Genomic DNA, 19,074 nt, shown 5'->3' on the forward strand with positions numbered 1-19,074 from the left:
GGCGCCGGTCAGCCGGCCGGCGGCTCGTCCCGGCGCTTGACGCGCTCGTCGAGCTGACGCAGGAAGTCGGGATCGTCGTCCGGGCCGCTCACGCGCGGGCGGGCCGGGCCGGGAGCGGGACGCTCGCCCTGCGGGAGGGCGTCACCGTTCGCGGTGCCCATCGCCTTCCAGAGCACCAGAGCGATGATCGCCGCGCCGACGAACGCGATGAGAAACAGCATGTGCACCACCTCCGCCGTCGAGGTTAGCGGAGGTGGTGCTACGTCGGGGTGAACCCGTGCGGCCGAGCGCTCAGCCGTGCGCGGGCGGCAGCGTGGCCTCGCTGGTGAGGTCGGCGAGCAGGCCGCGGACCTCGGACTCGCGGAAGCGGCGGTGCCCGCCGGGGGTGCGGATGGAGCCGATGCGGCCCGCGGACGCCCAGCGCGTGACCGTCTTGGGGTCGACGCGGAAGAGCCCGGCGACCTCGCCGGGCGTGAGGAGCCGCTCGTCGCTGCTCGAGGGTGCTGCCATGGTGCGCCTCCAGGTGGTGTCCTGGTCCATCGTGACACTCGGGACCCCGGGTACTCGAACGGTTGTCCGGAGGTAAAGGGCGCCTAAAGGACGAAACGGACGAGTGTCGACCGTCCCGGGCGGGTCGTACGCTGGAGCCATGACGTCTCCCTCGGCCCCGGGCCTCCTGCCCACCGTCGGGCTCTACGCGCTCGCGCGGCTCGGGCTCGTCGCCCTCGTCGCCGTGCTGCTGGTGCTCGCGGGGGTGCCGGTCGTCGTCTCCGTGCTCGTCGCGCTGATCGTCGCGCTGCCGCTGTCGATGGTGCTGTTCCGCGGGCTGCGCTCGCGGCTGGACGCGGCGCTGGCGGAGTCCTCGCGCAGGCGGTCGGTGGAGCGCGAGGCGCTGCGGTCGCGGCTGCGCGGGGAGTGAGCGCAGGGACGTCGAGCCCGGGGCCCGGACGGGTCCGGGCTAGACGAGCGCGGTGACGGCCGCGCCCACCGCCGTGAGCACCGACCACGCGAGCAGGAGCACCCCGGTGGCGCCCAGCACGCGGACGAGCGCGCGCCCGTCGGCACCGCCGAGGACCTGGCGCGCCGGCGGCACCGCGAGCGGCAGGGCCAGCAGCGCGAGCAGCATCGGCCAGCCCCGCAGCCCGGCCAGCGCGGACAGCAGGAACGGGATCGCCACCAGCGCGACGTAGAGCCGGCGGGTGTCGGTGTCGCCCAGCACGACGGCCAGCGTGCGCTTGCCGGCGACGGTGTCGGTCGGGATGTCGCGCAGGTTGTTGGCCACGAGCACGGCGCAGGCGAGCAGTCCGACCCCGACCGCACCGACCACGGCCAGCGGGTTGGGCGGGCCGCTCTGCGTGAGCACGGTGCCGAGCACGGCGACCGGCCCGAAGAACACGAACACGGCGACCTCGCCGAGGCCCGCGTAGCCGTAGGGGCGGGAGCCGCCGGTGTAGAACCAGGCGCCCGCGATGCACAGCGCGCCCACCGCGATCAGCCACCACTGCCGCGACAGCGAGACCAGCGTCAGCCCGGCCAGGCCGGCCACGGCGAAGCAGCCGAACGCCACGGCGCGGACGGTGGTGGCCGCGGCGAGCTTCGAGCCGACGAGGCGCAGCGGGCCGACACGGTCGTCGTCGGTGCCGCGGATGCCGTCGGAGTAGTCGTTGGCGTAGTTGACGCCGACGACCAGGGCGACGGCGACGAGCAGCGCCAGCAGCGCCCGCCCGGGGGCGACGGTGCCGGCCCCCACGGCGACCCCGGTGCCGACCAGGACCGGGGAGACGGCGGTCGGCAGGGTGCGGGGGCGGGCGCCCTGCACCCACTCGCTCAGCGTGGCCACGGGGGAACGCTATCCGGCGGCCCGGGAGCGCGGTCCGGCCGGGAGTGGCGGCGGCTCGGGAGTTGCAGGAAGGCCACCTTGCTCACGGGAATCGTCAGCAAGGTGGCCTTCCTGCAACAGGGGAGCGGGTCAGGAGGGGGTCGCGGGCGTCGCCGTCGCGCCGGCCGAGCTGCCGCGCTCCGCGCTCGCCGCACCCTCGACCACCGCCGGGGCGCCCTCGGGGGCCGGGCCGGGGGTGCCGGTCGGGCCGGGGGCGTCCGACGGGCCGGGGACGTCGGTCGGGACGATCGCGGGGGCCGGGGAGGGTGCGTCGGTCGGGGAGAATGCGTCGGTCGGGGCAGGTGCGTCGGTCGGGGTGGGCGCGCCGGTCGCAGTGGCGGCGTCCGTCGGGGAGGCCGTGTCGGTCGGGCCCGTGATCCCGAGGTCGGTGGCCGCCGCGGCGCCGGACTGCGCCGGTGCGGCGGTGGGGGTGTCGGCGGTGCAGGCGGCGACGTCGTCGGCGTCGCTGACGTCCTGCGCCCCGATGTACTGGTCGGCGCCGATCCGCAGCCACCGGTCCGAGCCCGACGTCGTCGCGCACTCCACCGGCACGGCCGCGCGCTCGGCGGCCACGCCCACGACCTCGGCGGCCGCGTCGGGCGCCGCGAGGACGTCGACCGGGGACTCCGAGCTCACCAGCGACAGGCGGACCGAGCCGGTCCACAGGTAGTCGACGCTGACCCACGCGTTGTCGGTCAGGCCCAGCGCGTCCCAGAACAGGCCGTCGCCGAGGTCGATGCCGGCGGGGTTGGAGGGCGTGCGGCCGTACTGGTCGCGGCCGCCGTTGTAGCCGTCGGTGTGCGCGGCCTGGGCCTGCGGCACGCCCTGCGGGAGGTCCTTCCACTCCTGGCGCTGGTCGGAGGGGTTCCAGTAGTCGTCGCGGGTGTTCCAGGGGCCCACGTCCCACACCGGCGCGAACGCGCAGCGGCCGTTGGGGGCGCACACCTTGACCGAGTAGTCGCTGGTGTTCCGCGGGGCGAGCGCGCGGCGCGAGGGCAGGGCGACGAAGTGGTCGCGCTCGGCGATCACGTGCCCGTTGGCCGTGGTGCCGCCGGCCAGGCCCTCGCGGGTGGCGAAGACGCGGTAGTTGAGGGTCGCGGTCTCGACGACGGCCTCGGTGCGCGCCGCGGCGGGGTGCGCGGTGACCGTGACGCCGCGGACGGCGGGCTCCGCGGCGGGGTCGCCGGTGAGGACGAGGCGGGTCTGCACCTCCGACGTGGGCTCGGGCAGGGTCGCCGTGCCGGTGGTGGGCGTGGTGCCGGTCGTGGGGACCCACTCGGTCCAGCCGCCCGACGCGCGGCGCCCGCGGACGTCGACGGCGGCGGTGCTGCCCTCGGGCAGGTCGCCGTCGACGGCGGTCTCCACGCGGTCGGTGCGCATCCCGAGCGCGTGCGTCGGCAGCGTCAGCAGGCCGGTCGGGACCGGCGTGCCGTCGGAGTCGGCCGGGAGCAGGTGGGTGCCGGCGTGGTCGAGCCGCGCGGTGCCGCCGTCGACGACGACCCCCGCGCTCTCGCCGGCGACCAGGTCGGGGCTCCACACCGACGCCGGGACGGCCTCGGCGGCCGCCGCCGGCGCTGCCGTGCCGAGCGCGAGCGCGCCGACGACGGCCAGCAGGGTGGCGGTGCGCAACCTCATCCGCATGCTGAGAACTCCCGTGTGGTGTCTGTGACTGCTGGTGCTGGTGTTGCTTCTGATGGCGCAGCAGACCGGACGGAGGAGTAGTGGTCAATCAACTGAGAGTGAGCGCACCGAACTGATGGCGCTCCCCGTCACCCGCTCGGGTGGACGGGCCCCGGTGTCACCGTGACGAGGAGGGACACGGCCGCACGATCGGGCTTGCCGATTCCCCGGACCGGGATCTCCAGGACGTCGACGATCCGGCGCGGCACCGCGGCCCTCCCGAGCTCGGCGCGCACGGCGTCGCGGAGCCGGTCGTCGTCGGGGCGGTCCGGGCCGGGCACCACGGCGGCCGCGACGACCTGTCCCCACCGCGGGTCGGGCACCCCCACGACGCACACGTCCCGCACGCCCGGCTGCGCGGCGAGCACCCGCTCGACGGCCGCGGGCGCCACCTTCTCCCCGCCCGTGACGATCACGTCGTCGGCGCGGCCGAGCACCTCGAGCCGGCCGTCGCGCAGGCGTCCGAGGTCGCCGGTGCGGAACCGCCCGTCGAAGGCGGGCCCGCCGACGTACCCGGTGGCGAGCGTCGGGCCGCCCAGCACGATGCGGCCGTCGTCCTCCAGGTCGACGGTGACGCCGTCGAGCGGCACGCCGTCGTAGACGCAGCCGCCCGCCGTCTCGCTCATCCCGTAGGTGGTGACGACGGCGACGTCCGCGTCGAGCGCGCGGCGGCGCAGCCCGGCGTCCAGCGCGGCCCCGCCGACGAGCACCGCGCGGTAGCCGCGCAGCGCGTCGAGCGCGGCGCCGCCGGCGTCGAGGACGCGCAGGAGCTGCGTCGGCACGAGGCTGGTGTGCCGCGGGCCGGGAGGGAGCAGCGCGGTGGCGGCGGCGAAGTCGTCGGGGCGGAAGCCGCCGCGCAGGTCCTGCACCACCGGCGGCGCCCCGGCCAGCAGCGCGCGCACGACCACCTGGACCCCGGCGACGTGCTCGGCCGGCAGCGCGAGCAGCCAGCGCGCCGGCCCGCCGAGCCGGGTGGCCGTCGCCCCGGCGGACGCCCGCAGCGCGGTCGCCGACAGCGCGACCAGCTTGGGCTCGCCGGTGGACCCCGAGGTCGCGATGACGACGGCGGTGCCGGGCGGGGGCTCCCCGACGGGCGCGGGCCCCGTGTGCGGCAGGACCGCGGGGCCGCCGTCGAGCGCGTCCGCGAGGGCCGCGGTCAGGGCGTGGACGGACCCGGGGGAGCCGTCGAGGGCGAGCGTCCGCATGCCCCGAGTCCACACCGTGGCCGTGGCCGGGGCCCGATCGGGGCACCCGCCGCCCGGGACCGTGACGGTCCGTGCCGATCGCGCCACCCACACGGGGAGCCCGCTCACGCGGACGGGACGCAACACCGCAGCTCACGGGCCCGATAAGCAGGCATGGAGATCATGAGCTGGGCCGCGGCCGGGGTGACGGCGTGGATGGCGCTGTCCGTGCCGCTCGCTCTCCTCGTGGGTGCGGCGATCCGGGCCGGCGCCGCGGGCGGGCAGCGGACCACCCTGCGGCGCCAGCCCGCCTACCAGCGGCACGGGCTGGGCTGCGCCGGCGGGCGGATGGTGCGCGGGGTGGCCTGAGGCCCGCCGCCGGGAGATCAGTAGTGCCAGGGGTACGCGGCCCAGTCGGGGTCGCGCTTCTGCAGGAACGCGTCGCGGCCCTCGACGGCCTCGTCGGTCATGTAGGCCAGCCGCGTGGCCTCGCCGGCGAACAGCTGCTGGCCGACCAGCCCGTCGTCGGTGAGGTTGAAGGCGTACTTGAGCATCCGCTGCGCCGTCGGCGACTTCCCGTTGACCTCCTTCGCCCACTGCAGCGCCGTCGCCTCCAGCTCCGCGTGCGGCACGACCGCGTTGACCGCGCCCATGCGGTGCGCGTCGGCGGCGGAGTAGGTGCGGCCCAGGAAGAAGATCTCGCGGGCGAACTTCTGCCCCACCTGCTTGGCCAGGTACGCCGAGCCGTAGCCGCCGTCGAAGCTGCCCACGTCGGCGTCGGTCTGCTTGAAGCGGGCGTGCTCGGCGCTGGCGAGCGTCAGGTCGGCCACCGCGTGCAGCGAGTGCCCGCCGCCGGCCGCCCACCCGTTGACGACCGCGATCACGACCTTGGGCATGAACCGGATCAGCCGCTGGCACTCGAGGATGTGCAGGCGCCCGGCGCGCCCGGCCTGGACCGTGTCGGCCGTGTCCCCGTCCGCGTACTGGTAGCCGGTGCGGCCGCGGATGCGCTGGTCGCCGCCCGAGCAGAACGCCCACACCCCGTCCTTGGGCGCCGGGCCGTTGCCGGTGAGCAGGACGCAGCCGACGTCCGGGCTCTGGCGGGCGTGGTCGAGTGCGCGGTAGAGCTCGTCGACGGTGCCGGGGCGGAACGCGTTGCGCACCTCGGGCCGGTCGAACGCGATGCGCACGGCTCCGGTGTCGACGGCGCGGTGGTAGGTGATGTCGACGAAGTCGAACCCCTCCACCGGGCGCCACGCGGAGGGGTCGAACGTCTCGGAGACCTGTTCGGGCACGGCCCGCACCTTACGGATCGCGTGCGCGGAGTCCGTGCACACCGTGCCGTCGGCGTGCACACGCCGGGAGCCGTGCACCGCGGCCACCGGGTGTGCACGGCCGCGCGGGGTGGCGGCCGGTCTGCGAGGCTGGGGTCGTGACCGACGTGGTGACCAGCACCCGGGGCCGGGCCGGGCTGGTCGCGGCCGTGGCCGCCCCCGGGATCCTGGTCGCCGCGGCCGGGCTGCTCCACCCCCGCGCGCTCGCCCCGTCGACGGCGCCGCTGTGGTGGCAGCTGCACGTCGTCCTGCTGCCGCTGTTCCCGCTGCTGGCCGTCGCGCTGTGGGTGCTGCTGCGCGGCGAGCGCGGGCCGCTGGCGTGGGCGGCGCGGGTGGCCGCGTACGTCTACGCCGCCTTCTACACCGCGCTCGACGTGCTGGCCGGGATCGCCGCCGGGTACCTCGTCGACCGCGCGCAGGGCGGCAGCCAGGAGGCGCTCGACCTGCGGGCGCTGGGCAACGACCTCGGGATGGTCGGCTCGTGGGCGTTCCTCGCGGCCGCGGTGCTCACCGGGGTCCTGCTGGTGCGCCGGCACGGGCGGGGCGCGCTGCCCGGCGCGGTGGTCCTGCTCGGCGGCGCGGCGACCTTCCTGCACGGGCACGTCTACTGGCCGACCGGCGGCCTCGCGGTGCTGGCGATCGGGGTCGGCTGCGGGTTGCTGGCGGCTGCCGCGGCACCGGCCGCCGCCGCGCACTCCTCCCCGGCCTGAGCCCGGACTGGCAGGATCGCGGTCGTGCAGACCCTGCCCAAGGGCGCCAACGCGCCGCTCCCTCCCGGTCCCGTCTCGGTGCGCGTCACGGCCGCCGCCCCCGTCGACATCTCCGCGCTGCTCGTCGCGGCCACCGGCAAGGTGCGCGGCGACGCGGACTTCGTGTTCTACAACCAGCCGCAGGCGCCGGGCGTGCGCTACAACCCCGACGGCGTCGACGTCGACCCGGGCGCGGTCGAGGACGCCATCGAGACGGTGGTCGTCACCGCGAGCCTCGACGGCCGCGGCCCCGCGACGTTCGGTGCGCTCGGCGGGCTGCGGATGGACGTGGCCGTCGCCGGCACGCCGGTCGTGACGTTCACCCCCGACGGCCTCGGCGCGGAGACGGCGCTGCTGTGCGTCGAGATCTACCGGCGGGGCGCGCAGTGGAAGGTCCGCGCGGTCGGCCAGGGCTACGCCAACGGGCTGGGCGGGATCGCGACCGACTACGGCATCTCGGTCGACGACGAGCCGGCCCCCGTGGAGCAGCAGGCGGCACCTGTGCCGCAGGCGCCGTCCGTCGTCAACCTCGACAAGGGCAAGGTGTCGCTGGCCAAGCGGCAGACGGTGTCGCTGACCAAGACCGGCGCGCCGCCGCTGCGCCGCGTCGCCATGGGGCTGGGCTGGGACCCGGCGCAGGGCGGGCGCAGCATCGACCTGGACGCGTCGGCGATCGTGATCGGCAGCCGCGGCAAGAAGACCGACTCGGTGTGGTTCATGTCCAAGAGCGCGTTCAAGGGCGCGCTGGAGCACTCGGGCGACAACCTGACCGGCCACGGCGAGGGCGACGACGAGACGATCGAGGTCGACCTCGCGAAGCTCCCGGACGACGCGCAGGCGATCGTGTTCGTCGTCAACTCGTTCCAGGGGCAGCGGTTCACCGAGGTCAGCCGCGCGTACTGCCGGTTGATCGACCTGGACACCCGCGCCGAGCTCGTCCGCTTCGAGCTGACCGACTCCCAGCCGCACACGGGCGTGATCATGAGCGTGCTGCGCCGGGCGGGTGCCGCGTGGACGATGACCGCGATCGGCGAGTTCCACGACGGCAAGACCGTCCGCGCGATGTACGGGCCCGCCGAGCAGCTGCTCCGGGGCCTGGACTAGCCGTGGAGCAGGTCCGCTCCGACGGGATGGACGCGCGCGTGCTCGGTGCGCTGCGCGCCGCCGTCATCTCCGGGGAGCTCGCGCCCGGGTCGCTGCACTCGGTGCAGGCGCTGGCGACGCAGCTCGGCGTCTCGCGCACCCCGGTCCGCGAGGCGCTGATCAAGCTGGCGCAGCTCGGGATGGTGCGGTTCGAGCGCAACCGCGGCGTGCGGGTGCTGCAGACCTCGCTGCACGACCTCGAGGAGGTCTTCGCGCTGCGGCTGCTGCTGGAGGTGCCAGCGACGCGCCGGGCCTGCGAGCTGCTCGACGCGGCCGGGCGCCGGGAGCTGCGGCGCATCTTCCGGGCGATGGAGCGCGCCGCCGACGCCGACGACGACTTCGCGCTGTGGGAGCACGACCGGCACTTCCACCGCGCGCTGCTGCAGGCCTCGGGCAACACGCGCCTGGCGCACTACGTCGACGGGCTGCGCGACACGGTGCTGCGCCGCGGCGTGTCGACGGCGCGGTCGTCGCGGTCGCTGCACGAGATCGTCGCGGAGCACCTGGTCGTGCTGGAGCGCATCGAGGCCGCCGACGCCGACGGCGCGGCCGCCGCGATGCGGGCCCACGTGCTGCACACCGCCGAGCTCCTCATCGCCCAGGAGAGCGGGGAACCGGTGGGCTCGCTGGAGATCGACCTCGTGTGGACCGATGGACGCGTGCGCACGGATTGACGAGTGGCATGTCACATGTCACGGTGCGCACAGGCGCGTCCGAGCGCGTCGCTCGACGGCGAGAGGATCCCCATGGCCACAGCGAACAAGGTCACCGTCATCCCCTGCGGGGCGATGTCCGCAGACCTCACCTGGCTCCTGCTCAAGCCCGGCAAGTCCATCACCGACCGGAACCACAAGGACGGGCCCGCCCCCTGGGTCGACGTCCCCACGCACTGCGTGCTGGTGGAGACCGACGAGGGCAAGGTCCTCTGGGACACCAGCTGTCCGAGTGACTGGGAGGACCGCTGGGCCCCCACCGGGCTGCAGGACTTCTTCCCCTACGACAAGGTGTCCGACGACGAGTACCTCGACGCGCGGCTCACCCAGCTGGGCGTCGGCCTCGACGAGATCGACTACGTGATCCTGTCGCACCTGCACTTCGACCACGCCGGCAACGCGCAGATGTTCAAGAAGACCAACGCGAAGCTGGTCTGCCACGAGCGCGAGAAGGACTTCGCGTTCAACTTCGAGGGCCCCTTCAACGGCGCGCACCTCAAGGCCGACTACGAGGGACTGGACTTCCAGACCGTCTCCGGCGACACGGAGTTCCTCCCCGGCATCACGCTCATCGAGACCCCCGGCCACACCGTCGGCACGATGTCGATGCAGGTGGACCTCCCCGACACCGGCACGATGATCTTCACCTCCGACGCCGTCTACATGGGCGAGAGCTTCGGCCCGCCCGCCACGCCGGCCGCGATCGTCAACAACCTCGAGGACTTCTACAAGTCCGTCGAGAAGCTGCGCGGCATCCAGGAGAAGACGAACGCGACGATGGTGTTCGGCCACGACGCCGAGCAGATCCACCAGCTGCGCGTGGCGCCGGAGGGCTCGTACACGTGACCGCCGACGTACTTCTTCCCGCGGAGGCGAGATCATGACAGGCATCGAACTCAAGGAAGAGACGATCTTCACCTGGGGGGCGCCCCCGCTGAAGTTCGGCGCGGGTGCGTCGGACGAGATCGGCTTCGAGATGTCGGGCTACGGCGTCAAGCGGGTCCTGATCGTCACCGACCCCGGCGTCAGCGCGCTGGGCATCCCGCAGCGCATCGCCGACACGCTGGCGCGCTACGAGATCTCGTCGGAGATCTTCGACGGCGTGCACGTCGAGCCCACCGACGACTCGATGAACAAGGCCGTCGAGTACGCCCGCGCGCAGGGCGACTGGGACGGCTTCGTGGCCGTCGGCGGCGGGTCGGCGATCGACACCGCCAAGGCGATCAACCTGCTGACCAGCCACCCCGGCGAGCTGATGGACTACATCAACAAGCCGATCGGCGCGGCCAAGACCCCGCCCGGGCAGCTCAAGCCGCTGATCGCGGTGCCGACGACGGCGGGCACCGGGTCGGAGTCCACCGCCATGTGCGTGCTGGACATCCTGTCGATGAAGGTCAAGACCGGGATCAGCCACTGGCGGCTGCGCCCGACCCTGGCCGTCATCGACCCGCTGCTGACGATGACGCTGAGCCCCGAGGTGAGCGCGGCGTCGGGCATGGACATCGTGTGCCACGCGGTGGAGAGCTACACCGCGCGCTACTACACGACGTTCGACCGCAAGAAGCCCGAGGAGCGCGTCACCTACTGCGGGTCGAACCCGGTGTCGGACCTGTGGTGCGAGAAGGCGATGTCGCTCATCGCGCAGTCGTTCCGCGGCTCGGTGCACGAGGGCTCGCTGGAGGACCGCTCGAACATGATGATGGCCGCGACGTTCGCGGGCATGGGGTTCGGCAACTCCGGCGTGCACATCCCGCACGCCAACGCCTACCCGATCGCGGGCATGGTCAAGGACTACCGCCCGGCGGGCTACCCGCAGGACGAGCCGATGGTGCCGCACGGCCAGTCGGTGTCGCTGACCGCGCCCGAGGCGTTCCGCTTCTCCTTCGAGTCCGCTCCCGAGCGGCACCTGAAGGCCGCGGAGATGATGGACCCGCGGGCCGACAAGCACTCCACCCCGTCGGAGCAGCTCCCGTCGGTGCTCGTCTCGCTGATGCGCGACATCGGGATCCCCAACGGGATCGGCGGCGTCGGCTACACCGAGGCGGACGTCCCGGACCTCGTCCCCGGCACGATGAAGCAGGCCCGCCTGCTGGCGACGTGCCCGAAGACGCCGACCGAGGACGACATCGCCGGGATCCTGACCCGGTCCATCGAGAACTGGTAGCCCCCGTGAGCGGGAACCGTGGCCCTGGCCACGGTTCCCGCTCACGAGCACCGGAGGTGCCGCAGTGCCGATCTACGTCTTCAAGTGCGAGTGCGGGTACCGGTTCGAGTACCTGGCCTCGTTCGACGCCGCCGCCCCCGGCTGCCCGGAGTGCGGCGGTGCCACCCGCAAGATCCCCGCGGGGTTCAGCCTCGGCGGTCAGGCGAGCGCCGGCCTGACCAAGGAGCAGATGCCCCAGACCTGGAGGGGCACCTACAACGGCGACCGCGAGTACGTGACGAAGCTGCGGCGCCAGTGGGACAAGCGCCAGCAGGTCGAGGCGAAGCACCCCGAGATCGCGGGCGACCAGCGGCCGATCATCGCGCACGAGGGCCGCTACCACGCGGCCCCGCTGCGGGCCGGCGACGTGCCCCTGGGCGGGGCGGCGGGGCACGGCACGACGCCCCGGCCGGCCGCGGAGGACGCCACCCCGGCGGCCCCGCCGAGCACCGGTCACGGCCACGGCCACGGCGGCCACGGGCACGGGCACGGGCATGCGACGAAGCCCACGACGGGGTCGACGGGTGCTTCCCCGGCGGGCGGCTCAGACTGAGCCCGTGAGCAGTTCCGACGTCGACGACCTCTCCGCCGCGCTGAGCCGGGCCGTGCGCGGCCCCGTCCGGTTCGACCCGGCCCACCGCGCGATGTACTCCGCGGACGCCTCGAACTACCGGCGCGTCCCGATCGGGGTGGTCACCCCGGTGGACGTCGACGACGTCGAGGCCGCCGTCTCCGTGTGCTCCGCGCACGACGTGCCCGTGCTGCCGCGCGGCGCGGGCACGTCGATCGCGGGGCAGGCGGTCAACGCGGCCGTGGTGCTGGACTTCGCCTCGCACCTCAACCGGATCGAGTCGATCGACCCGGAGGCGCGCACCGCCCGCGTGCAGCCCGGCGTCGTCCTCGACAAGCTCCGCGACGCCGCGCGCCCGCACGGCCTCACGTTCGGGCCCGACCCGTCGACGCACAACCGCTGCACGCTCGGCGGGATGATCGGCAACAACGCCTGCGGCTCGCACTCGGTGGCGTGGGGCAAGACCGTCGACAACGTGCACGCGCTCGACGTCCTCACCTACCGCGGGCAGCGCCTCGAGCTCGGGCGCGGCGAGCACGGCGCCGGGATCCCCGCGCAGCTCGCGGCGCTCGCCGACCGGCTCGGCGAGCAGGTGCGCACGTCGTTCCCCGACCTGACGCGGCGCGTGTCGGGCTACAACCTCGACCAGCTCCTCCCGGAGAACGGGTTCGACCTCGCGAAGGCGCTCGTCGGTACCGAGGGCACGTGCGCCACGGTGCTGGGCGCCACGGTGCGGCTCGTCGAGTCGCCCGCCTTCCGCGCGCTGGCCGTCCTCGGCTTCCCCGACGCCTACACCGCCGCCGACCACGTCATGCCGATCCGCGAGCTCGGGCCGCTGACGATCGAGGGCATGGACGCCGGCCTCATCGCGGCGCTGCGCGCGGCCAACCCGCTGGAGACGGCGTCGCGCGCGCTGCCCGAGGGCGGCGGCTGGCTCTACGTCGAGACCGGCGGCGCGACGCGCGCGGAGGCCGAGGCCGCCGCGGACGCCGTCGTCGTCGCCATGAAGCCCTTCACCCCGCACGCGCTCGTCGTGAGCGACCCGGGGCAGATGAAGGCGCTGTGGCGCATCCGCGAGGACGGCGCCGGCATCCTCACCCGCTCGCCCGACGGCGGCGAGGCCTGGCCGGGCTGGGAGGACGCCGCGGTGCCGCCGGAGAGGTTCGGCGCGTACCTGCGCGAGTTCGACGCGCTGCTGACGAAGCACGGGCGCCGCGGCGCCTACTACGGCCACTTCGGCGACGGCTGCCTGCACGTCCGGATCGACTTCGACCTGCTCACCCGCGAGGGGATCGCGAACTTCCGCGGCTTCATGGAGGAGGGCGCCGACCTCGTGGTCGCGCACGGGGGCTCGCTCTCGGGCGAGCACGGCGACGGTACGGCCCGCGCCGAGCTGCTCCCGCGGATGTACCCGCCGGAGATCATCGCGGCGTTCGAGGAGTTCAAGGGCATCTGGGACCCCGACGACCGGATGAACCCCGGCTCGGTCGTGCGCCCGAAGAAGATGGACGAGGACCTGCGGATCTTCGTCGGGATGCCGACGATGGTCGACGCCCCGATGCTCGCGTTCGCCCACGACCGCGGCTCGTTCGGGCGCGCCACCCGCCGGTGCCTGGGCGTCGGCAAGTGCGTCACGGAGTCGGGCGGCGTGATGTGCCCGAGCTACCGCGCCACCGGCGAGGAGATGCACTCCACGCGGGGCCGCGCGCGGCTGCTGTTCGAGATGGCCAACGGCGAGGTGATCAAGGGCGGCTGGGACTCCACCGAGGTCGACGACGCGCTCGACCTGTGCCTGTCCTGCAAGGGCTGCAAGCGCGACTGCCCCGTCGGCGTCGACATGGCGGCGTACAAGACGGAGTTCCTGGCGCAGCGCTACCAGGGCAAGGTGCGCCCGGCGTCGCACTACTCGATGGGCGCGCTGCCGCGCTGGATGCGGATCGTCGGGAAGCTGCCGGCGGGCGTCGTCGACGTCCTCAACGCCGCGGCCCGCAGCCCGCTCGGGGCCCTGGCCAAGCGGGCGGGCGGGATCACGCCGGAGCGCGCGATCCCGGCGATCGCGCGCACCCCGTACACGCGGACCGGGGTGGGGCCGGGGGCCGGTGCGCGCCTGGGGGCGCGGGTGCGGGCGGGGCTGCCGGGGCCGGTGCGGCGACGGCTGCCGGGCGTCGGCGGGGCCACCCCTGTGCAACGGGACGACAGCGAGGTGGCCCTGCTGCACGGAGGACCGGGCAGCCGCGGCCGCATCCTGCTCTGGCCCGACACGTTCACCAACCACTTCGACCCCGCCATCGCCGTCGACGCCGTCGCGGTCCTGGAGCGGCTCGGCTACACCGTCGAGCTCCCGCCCCGCGACGTCTGCTGCGGGCTGACCTGGACCTCCACCGGCCAGGTCGACGCCGCCCGCCGCGTGCTGCGCCGCAGCCTGCGCACGATCGAGCCGTGGCTGGCGGCGGGCGTGCCCGTCGTCGGGCTGGAGCCGTCCTGCACCGCCGCGCTGCGCGCCGACGGCCCGGAGCTGTTGCCCGACGAGCCGCTGGCCGCCGCGCTGTCCACCGGGGTCCGGACGTTCGCCGAGGTGCTGGGCGAGCACGTCGACGAGCTGGCCGCCGCGGCCACCGGGCCGGCCCGCAAGGCGCTGGTGCAGGTCCACTGCCACCAGCACGCCGAGCTCGGTACCGACGACGACCGCGCGGTCATGGCGGCCATCGGCGTCGACGCCGAGGTGCTCGACTCCGGCTGCTGCGGCCTCGCCGGCAACTTCGGGTTCGAGAAGGGCCACTACGACGTGTCGATGGCGTGCGCGGAGCGGGTGCTGCTGCCCGCGGTGCGCGCCGCGGACGCCGACGTCGACGTCCTCGCCGACGGCTTCTCCTGCCGCACGCAGCTGCGCCAGGCGGGCACCCGCGAGCCGGTGCACCTCGCCCAGCTCGCCGCCCGCGCGCTCGGCGTGTCGTGAGCGGTCGCACGCTCGTCCTGGGCGGCGGCGGGATCACCGGCATCGCCTGGATGCTCGGCCTGCTGGCCGGGCTCGCCGAGCGCGGCGTCGACCTCCGCGCGGCCGACGACGTCGTCGGCACCTCGGCGGGGTCGGTGGTGGGTGCGCAGCTCGCCACGGGCGTCGACGTCGAGGAGCGCTACGCCGCCCAGCTCGCCGACCCGACGGGCGAGGTCGCGGCCGGGATCGGGAAGGGCGCCCTGCTGGCCCTGGGAGTGGCGCTGGTAGGCCCGCGCGACCCGCAGCGGCTGCGCGCCCGCATCGGCCGGTTCGCGCGGAGCGCGGCGACGATGCCCGAGTCCGAGCGCCTCGCGGTGATCGGCGGCCGCCTGCCCGTGCAGGAGTGGCCGGAGCGCTCGCTGCGGATCACCGCCGTCGACGCCCACGACGGTGCCTTCCGCGTCCTGGACCGCACGTCGGGCGTGCCGCTCGTGCACGCCGTCGCCTCGAGCTGCGCGGTGCCCGGCGTCTACCCGCCCGTCACCACCGGCGGCACCCGCTACATCGACGGCGGCGTGCGCTCGCCCGTCAACGCCGACCTGGCCGCGGGCGCGGAGCGGGTCGTCGTGCTCGCGCCGATCATCCGGGGCCTCGGCCCGCAGGGCGGCGTCGCGCCGCAGGTGGAGGGGCTGCGGGCGGCCGGGTCGCGGGTCGTGCTGGTCTCGCCCGACCCCGCCGCCGTCACCGCGATCGGGCGCAACGTGCTCGACCCCGCGCGCCGCGCCGGTGCCGCGCGGGCCGGGCGCACCCAGGCCGCCGACGTGACCGATGCCATCGCCGCGATCTGGACGGACGGATAACGGGTACTCGTGAGCATGGCTCAGGTACCCAGCATCCGGCTCAACAGCGGCGTCGAGATCCCCCAGTTCGGGTTCGGCGTCTTCCAGATCGACCCCGGTGACGTGGGCCCCGCCCTGGGTGCGGCGTTCGAGGCCGGCTACCGGCACGTCGACACCGCGCAGATGTACCGCAACGAGACCGAGGTCGGGCAGGCCATCGCCGCCTCCGGTCTGCGTCGCGACGAGGTCTTCGTGACCACCAAGCTCGACAACGACCGCCACGGCCACGACGAGGCCGTCGCCGCGCTCGGCGAGAGCCTGGAGCGGCTCGGGCTCGACCACCTCGACCTGTTCCTCATCCACTGGCCGCGGCCGTCGGAGGACCGGTACGTCGAGACGTGGAAGGGCTTCGAGAAGCTCGCCTCCGACGGGCGGACGCGCGCGATCGGCGTCTCCAACTTCCAGATCCCGCACCTGGAGCGCCTCGCCGCCGAGACCGGCACCGTGCCCGCGGTCAACCAGATCGAGCTGCACCCCCGCCTCCCGCAGGAGGAGCTGCGCGCCTACCACCGCGAGCACGGCATCGCGACGGAGGCGTGGAGCCCGATCGGGCAGGGCGGCGACCTGCTGAGTGACGAGCGTCTCGTCTCCCTCGGTCAGAAGTACGGCAAGACCCCCGCGCAGCTCGTCCTGCGGTGGCACGTCGAGCTCGGCAACATCGTGTTCCCCAAGTCGGTCACACCGTCCCGCATCAGGGAGAACATCGAGGTGTTCGACTTCGAGCTGGCCCCCGCCGACATGGCGACGATCAGCGAGCTCGACACCGGCGAGCGCATGGGCCCGGACCCCGACTCGTTCGGCTGAGCGGGCTCCCGGGCCGGCTCCGCCCTGCGGGACGGGCCGGCCGCCCCTACCGTCGACGCCCATGCTGGCAATCACCGACATCGCGGCCGAAGCCATCAAGTCGCTGACCACCGACGCCGAGCTGCCCGACGGGGGCGGCCTGCGCATCGCTGCACCGAGCCCGGACCAGGGCCTCGAGCTGTCCCTCGCGGGGCAGCCGTCCGCCGACGACGTCGTGCTGTCGGGGGACGGCGTCGCGGTGTTCCTGGAGCCGGTCGCGGCGCAGGTCCTCGACGACAAGGTGCTCGACGTCCAGCCCGTGGCGGGTGCCGACGGCGAGCAGGAGCTGCGGTTCGCCATCGGACCGCAGCAGCAGCCGGACGCCTGACGTCCTCCGGCACCCCCGGGCCCTCCACCCTCGCGGTGGGGGGCCCGAGCCGTGTCCGGGGTGCCGGGTCGCTCAGCGGCGCCGCGCGGCGAACCAGCGGTGGGCGGCCGGCAGCAGCATCAGCACGGCCGCGACCAGCCCCAGCACGGCGCCGGCGGCGAGCAGCGCCACCACCGCGGGCGGGACGACGCCCAGCGCCAGCACGATCTCCACGACGGTCACGGCGAGCAGCAGCGCCAGGACGACCCGCGCCCCGCCGCGCCCCGAGCGCATCGCCGCGGCCGCGAGGGCGGTGAGGACGCCGACCAGCAGCGCGCCGCCCACGAGCACGGCGGCCGCCGCGGCGACGGCGCGGTCGCGGGTCACCGGGGTCTCGTTCGGGAAGTCGCGGTCGACGACCGCGCGGACCGAGGCGGTGACGCCGTCGAGGTCGAGCAGCAGCACCAGGCCCGCGACGACGCCGAGCACGGCCGCGGCGGTCCACAGCGCGAACGACGCGTCGACGACGCGCGCGCGCCGCGCCACGGCCTCCGACGGGCGCTGGCGGAACTCGAAGCGGGGCCGCCCCGGGGGCTGGGGCGGCGGATCGTGCGGGGTCACGCGATCACCGTACTCATCTGCGCGCGCACCGAACGTGACGGAGCGGTGCGCCCTCACGGGGCGGCGGGAGCGGTGGACGCCGCGGCGGAGGTGGCCGGTGCGGCGGCCGGAGCGGTGGACGTGCCGCCCTGCGAGGCGCCCTCGGTGCCGCCCACGGGTGCGGGCTCGGTGACGGGCGGCGTGCCGCCGCCCTCGGTGCCGCCGGTGTCGCCGCCGGTGCTGCCACCGCCGTTGTCGGCGGGCGGCGTGCTGCCGCCGTCGTCCGCGGGCGGCGTGTCGCCACCATTGTCGGTAGGGGGCGTGTCGGTCCCGCCCGTGTCCTCCGTGCCGCCGGTCCCCGTTCCGGGGCCGGGGACGGGAACGGGAGCGGGAGCGGGGACGGGGGCCGCCGGGACGACCGGGGCCGGAGCCGCGGGAGCGGGCGCCACGGGCACCGCCGCGGGCGTGGGCACGGCCGCGGAGGCCCCCGTCGCGCCGGTGGGCGTCACGCGGGCGACCGGGCGGACCGCCGCCGCGACGGCCTCGGGACGGCGCGGGCCGGCGGGCGTGGTGACGGCGGGCGCCGCCCCGGTCCACGGGTCGACCCCGGCGGGCGCTCCCGCGGCGGGCACGGCGGCGTCGGCCTGGGCGAGGCTCTCGCCGACCACGGCGGCCGGGAGCGGAACGACGCCGGTGGCGAGCGTCGCGGACAGCCCGAAGGTGGCGACGACCGCGATCGACGCGGCGAGCACCAGCGTGCCGCGCCGGCGCCGCGGGGCGTCGGGCTCCTCGGGGGCGTCCTCGAACGCCACCGGCGGCACCGCCGGCAGGACGTCGGGCAGCGGCTCGGCGGCGGGCGCGGCGACGGGCACGGCGACCGCGGGCCGCACCAGGCCCCGCGCGGTGAGCGCGGCCCCGGCGGCGACGACGGCCTTGGGGTCGGCGTCGACCGCGATCGACCGGCCGAGCTCGGCCGAGACCAGCTGCGACACCAGCGGGATCCGCGACGACCCGCCGACGAGCAGGACGGCGTCGAGGTCCCCGGGCGCGAGCCCGGCGGACACCAGGGCGCGGCGCAGGGCCTCGACGGTCTCGCCCACCGCGGGCCGGATCATGTCCTCGAACTCGGCGCGGCCCAGCCGGACCTGCGTGTGCGTGCCCGGCAGCATCACCGGCACCAGCACCTCGGTGTCGGCGGACAGCGCCTCCTTGGCCGCCGTGCACTCGCGGCGCAGCCCGGCGACGGCGGCCTGCACGCTCGGGTCGGCGGGGTCCAGGCCCTGCCAGACGTCGCCGAGCGCGGTGCGGACGTGGTCGAGCACGGCCTCGTCGAAGTCGACGCCGCCGAGCCGCTCGATGCCGGTGGGGTGCCCGAGCAGCGCGAACCCGCCGTCGGGGAGCTTGCGGACGACCGCGGCGTCGAAGGTGCCGCCGCCCAGGTCGTAGACGCCGACGGCGCCGCCGGGCTCGATCCGCTCGGTGCTCGCGTAGCCGACGGCCGCGGCCTGGGGCTCGGTGAGGAAGGCGACGTGGCCGAGCCCGTGCGCGGCCAGCGCCGCGGCGAACACCGCGCGCTTGTGCTCGCCCCACTCGACGGGGTGCGTGACGGCGATCGACTCGGCGGCCCCGCCCTCGCGGCGCGCGGCCTCGTCGACGACCCAGGCCACGAATCGCGCGCACAGGTCGGCGGCCGTCATGGGCTCGCCGCCGACGACCATCGGGGTGTCGTCGCCGATGCGCCGCTTGAACTCGCGGGCGACGCGGCGCGGCTCGGTCAGCGCGCGGCGCTGCGCGGGCTCGCCGAGGACGAGGCTGCCGTCGGGGGCGCGGAAGACGACGGACGCGACGGAGCTCGACACCCCGCCCAGCGGGAGCACCTCGGGACGTTCCTGGCCGTCGCGGCACACGGCGGCGGCCGTCCAGGTGGTCCCCAGGTCGATGCCGAGCTGGTAGGCCATGACGTCCCCGCCCCCTCTGTCTCTCCGTGACGATGCGGAAGCACACCGCGATCAGTCGGACATCGGCCAGGATGCC

General features: G+C 75.2%; 20 protein-coding genes. 12 read left to right on the forward strand and 8 right to left on the reverse strand.

What is annotated here, in order from left to right; all coding sequences use genetic code 11:
* Nucleotides 1-8: 8 nt before the first annotated feature.
* Both HOP40_RS11320 and HOP40_RS11325 read right to left on the reverse strand, forming a co-directional pair.
* The gene (locus HOP40_RS11320; RefSeq protein WP_172157470.1) at nt 9-221 is read right to left on the reverse strand and encodes a hypothetical protein; all 213 of its coding nucleotides are present in this window, start codon (nt 219-221) and stop codon (nt 9-11) included.
* 70 nt (nt 222-291) lie between these two features.
* The gene (locus tag HOP40_RS11325; protein WP_172157472.1) at nt 292-510 is read right to left on the reverse strand and encodes a BldC family transcriptional regulator; all 219 of its coding nucleotides are present in this window, start codon (nt 508-510) and stop codon (nt 292-294) included.
* Nucleotides 511-649: 139 nt separating this feature from the next.
* Here HOP40_RS11325 and HOP40_RS11330 point away from each other — a divergent pair, with 139 nt between their 5' ends.
* Nucleotides 650-919, forward strand: a complete 270-nt coding sequence (locus HOP40_RS11330) for a DUF4229 domain-containing protein (RefSeq protein ID WP_172157474.1) — start codon at nt 650-652, stop codon at nt 917-919.
* A gap of 39 nt (nt 920-958) precedes the next feature.
* On the opposite strand, the gene HOP40_RS11335 is transcribed toward HOP40_RS11330, so the two are convergent.
* The 3 genes from HOP40_RS11335 to menE all read right to left on the reverse strand — a co-directional run bounded on the left by HOP40_RS11335 (nt 959) and on the right by menE (nt 4,764).
* Nucleotides 959-1,840 (reverse strand): 1,4-dihydroxy-2-naphthoate polyprenyltransferase, encoded by an 882-nt coding sequence (locus HOP40_RS11335; protein ID WP_172157476.1) that lies wholly within the window; start codon nt 1,838-1,840, stop codon nt 959-961.
* A gap of 129 nt (nt 1,841-1,969) precedes the next feature.
* A complete protein-coding gene (locus HOP40_RS11340) occupies nt 1,970-3,514 on the reverse strand; it encodes a hypothetical protein (RefSeq protein WP_172157478.1) in 1,545 nt (514 codons plus the stop codon).
* A 134-nt stretch (nt 3,515-3,648) separates the two neighbouring features.
* Nucleotides 3,649-4,764: an o-succinylbenzoate--CoA ligase gene (gene menE / locus HOP40_RS11345; protein WP_172157480.1), complete on the reverse strand. Its 1,116-nt coding sequence runs from the start codon at nt 4,762-4,764 to the stop codon at nt 3,649-3,651.
* A 153-nt stretch (nt 4,765-4,917) separates the two neighbouring features.
* Between menE and HOP40_RS11350 the strand changes: the two genes are divergently transcribed.
* Nucleotides 4,918-5,112, forward strand: a complete 195-nt coding sequence (locus HOP40_RS11350; RefSeq protein ID WP_172157482.1) for a hypothetical protein — start codon at nt 4,918-4,920, stop codon at nt 5,110-5,112.
* Nucleotides 5,113-5,129: 17 nt separating this feature from the next.
* Here HOP40_RS11350 and HOP40_RS11355 read toward each other — a convergent pair whose 3' ends face one another.
* Nucleotides 5,130-6,038 carry a 1,4-dihydroxy-2-naphthoyl-CoA synthase gene (locus HOP40_RS11355; RefSeq protein ID WP_172157484.1) on the reverse strand — a complete coding sequence of 303 codons (909 nt, stop codon included), beginning with the start codon at nt 6,036-6,038 and terminating at the stop codon, nt 5,130-5,132.
* Nucleotides 6,039-6,175: 137 nt separating this feature from the next.
* On the opposite strand from HOP40_RS11355, the gene HOP40_RS11360 reads away from it, so the two are divergent.
* The 10 genes from HOP40_RS11360 to HOP40_RS11405 all read left to right on the forward strand — a co-directional run bounded on the left by HOP40_RS11360 (nt 6,176) and on the right by HOP40_RS11405 (nt 16,461).
* Nucleotides 6,176-6,787 (forward strand): hypothetical protein, encoded by a 612-nt coding sequence (locus HOP40_RS11360; protein WP_172157486.1) that lies wholly within the window; start codon nt 6,176-6,178, stop codon nt 6,785-6,787.
* A gap of 24 nt (nt 6,788-6,811) precedes the next feature.
* On the forward strand, nt 6,812-7,930 hold the full coding sequence (locus tag HOP40_RS11365) for a TerD family protein (RefSeq protein WP_205347158.1): 1,119 nt from the start codon (nt 6,812-6,814) through the stop codon (nt 7,928-7,930).
* Nucleotides 7,931-7,932: 2 nt separating this feature from the next.
* A complete protein-coding gene (locus HOP40_RS11370; protein ID WP_172157488.1) occupies nt 7,933-8,643 on the forward strand; it encodes a GntR family transcriptional regulator in 711 nt (236 codons plus the stop codon).
* Nucleotides 8,644-8,715: 72 nt separating this feature from the next.
* Nucleotides 8,716-9,528, forward strand: coding sequence for an N-acyl homoserine lactonase family protein (locus HOP40_RS11375; protein ID WP_172157490.1), 813 nt, complete (start codon nt 8,716-8,718; stop codon nt 9,526-9,528).
* A gap of 34 nt (nt 9,529-9,562) precedes the next feature.
* Nucleotides 9,563-10,846 carry a hydroxyacid-oxoacid transhydrogenase gene (locus tag HOP40_RS11380; protein WP_172157492.1) on the forward strand — a complete coding sequence of 428 codons (1,284 nt, stop codon included), beginning with the start codon at nt 9,563-9,565 and terminating at the stop codon, nt 10,844-10,846.
* A 64-nt stretch (nt 10,847-10,910) separates the two neighbouring features.
* A complete protein-coding gene (locus HOP40_RS11385; protein WP_172157494.1) occupies nt 10,911-11,438 on the forward strand; it encodes an FmdB family zinc ribbon protein in 528 nt (175 codons plus the stop codon).
* Nucleotides 11,380-14,412, forward strand: coding sequence for an FAD-binding and (Fe-S)-binding domain-containing protein (locus tag HOP40_RS11390; RefSeq protein WP_172157496.1), 3,033 nt, complete (start codon nt 11,380-11,382; stop codon nt 14,410-14,412). The genes HOP40_RS11385 and HOP40_RS11390 overlap by 59 nt, the downstream gene beginning before the upstream one ends.
* Nucleotides 14,409-15,251 carry a patatin-like phospholipase family protein gene (locus HOP40_RS11395; protein ID WP_172157498.1) on the forward strand — a complete coding sequence of 281 codons (843 nt, stop codon included), beginning with the start codon at nt 14,409-14,411 and terminating at the stop codon, nt 15,249-15,251. Before HOP40_RS11390 ends, HOP40_RS11395 begins: the two co-directional genes overlap by 4 nt.
* A 15-nt stretch (nt 15,252-15,266) precedes the next feature.
* Nucleotides 15,267-16,094 carry an aldo/keto reductase gene (locus HOP40_RS11400; RefSeq protein ID WP_172157500.1) on the forward strand — a complete coding sequence of 276 codons (828 nt, stop codon included), beginning with the start codon at nt 15,267-15,269 and terminating at the stop codon, nt 16,092-16,094.
* 61 nt (nt 16,095-16,155) lie between these two features.
* Nucleotides 16,156-16,461, forward strand: a complete 306-nt coding sequence (locus tag HOP40_RS11405; protein ID WP_172157502.1) for an adhesin — start codon at nt 16,156-16,158, stop codon at nt 16,459-16,461.
* Between the two features lie 72 nt (nt 16,462-16,533).
* Here the strand turns inward: HOP40_RS11405 and HOP40_RS11410 are convergent, their stop codons facing one another.
* Both HOP40_RS11410 and HOP40_RS11415 read right to left on the reverse strand, forming a co-directional pair.
* Nucleotides 16,534-17,061: a hypothetical protein gene (locus HOP40_RS11410; RefSeq protein WP_172157504.1), complete on the reverse strand. Its 528-nt coding sequence runs from the start codon at nt 17,059-17,061 to the stop codon at nt 16,534-16,536.
* 53 nt (nt 17,062-17,114) lie between these two features.
* Nucleotides 17,115-18,998 (reverse strand): Hsp70 family protein, encoded by a 1,884-nt coding sequence (locus HOP40_RS11415; protein ID WP_172157506.1) that lies wholly within the window; start codon nt 18,996-18,998, stop codon nt 17,115-17,117.
* Nucleotides 18,999-19,074: the final 76 nt, after the last annotated feature.

The organism is Pseudonocardia broussonetiae, from assembly GCF_013155125.1.
GTDB lineage: Bacteria > Actinomycetota > Actinomycetes > Mycobacteriales > Pseudonocardiaceae > Pseudonocardia > Pseudonocardia broussonetiae.

Bases quoted from the DNA above. Each gene is read 5' to 3' on its own strand.
- HOP40_RS11330 (WP_172157474.1), top strand. From the start codon at position 650: ATGACGTCTCCCTCGGCCCCGGGCCTCCTGCCCACCGTCGGGCTCTAC.
- HOP40_RS11400 (WP_172157500.1), top strand. From the start codon at position 15,267: ATGGCTCAGGTACCCAGCATCCGGCTCAACAGCGGCGTCGAGATCCCC.
- HOP40_RS11375 (WP_172157490.1), top strand. From the start codon at position 8,716: ATGGCCACAGCGAACAAGGTCACCGTCATCCCCTGCGGGGCGATGTCC.
- HOP40_RS11350 (WP_172157482.1), top strand. From the start codon at position 4,918: ATGGAGATCATGAGCTGGGCCGCGGCCGGGGTGACGGCGTGGATGGCG.
- HOP40_RS11325 (WP_172157472.1), bottom strand. From the start codon at position 510: ATGGCAGCACCCTCGAGCAGCGACGAGCGGCTCCTCACGCCCGGCGAG.
- HOP40_RS11415 (WP_172157506.1), bottom strand. From the start codon at position 18,998: ATGGCCTACCAGCTCGGCATCGACCTGGGGACCACCTGGACGGCCGCC.
- HOP40_RS11340 (WP_172157478.1), bottom strand. From the start codon at position 3,514: ATGAGGTTGCGCACCGCCACCCTGCTGGCCGTCGTCGGCGCGCTCGCG.
- HOP40_RS11380 (WP_172157492.1), top strand. From the start codon at position 9,563: ATGACAGGCATCGAACTCAAGGAAGAGACGATCTTCACCTGGGGGGCG.
- menE (WP_172157480.1), bottom strand. From the start codon at position 4,764: ATGCGGACGCTCGCCCTCGACGGCTCCCCCGGGTCCGTCCACGCCCTG.
- HOP40_RS11405 (WP_172157502.1), top strand. From the start codon at position 16,156: ATGCTGGCAATCACCGACATCGCGGCCGAAGCCATCAAGTCGCTGACC.
- HOP40_RS11320 (WP_172157470.1), bottom strand. From the start codon at position 221: ATGCTGTTTCTCATCGCGTTCGTCGGCGCGGCGATCATCGCTCTGGTG.
- HOP40_RS11390 (WP_172157496.1), top strand. From the start codon at position 11,380: ATGCGACGAAGCCCACGACGGGGTCGACGGGTGCTTCCCCGGCGGGCG.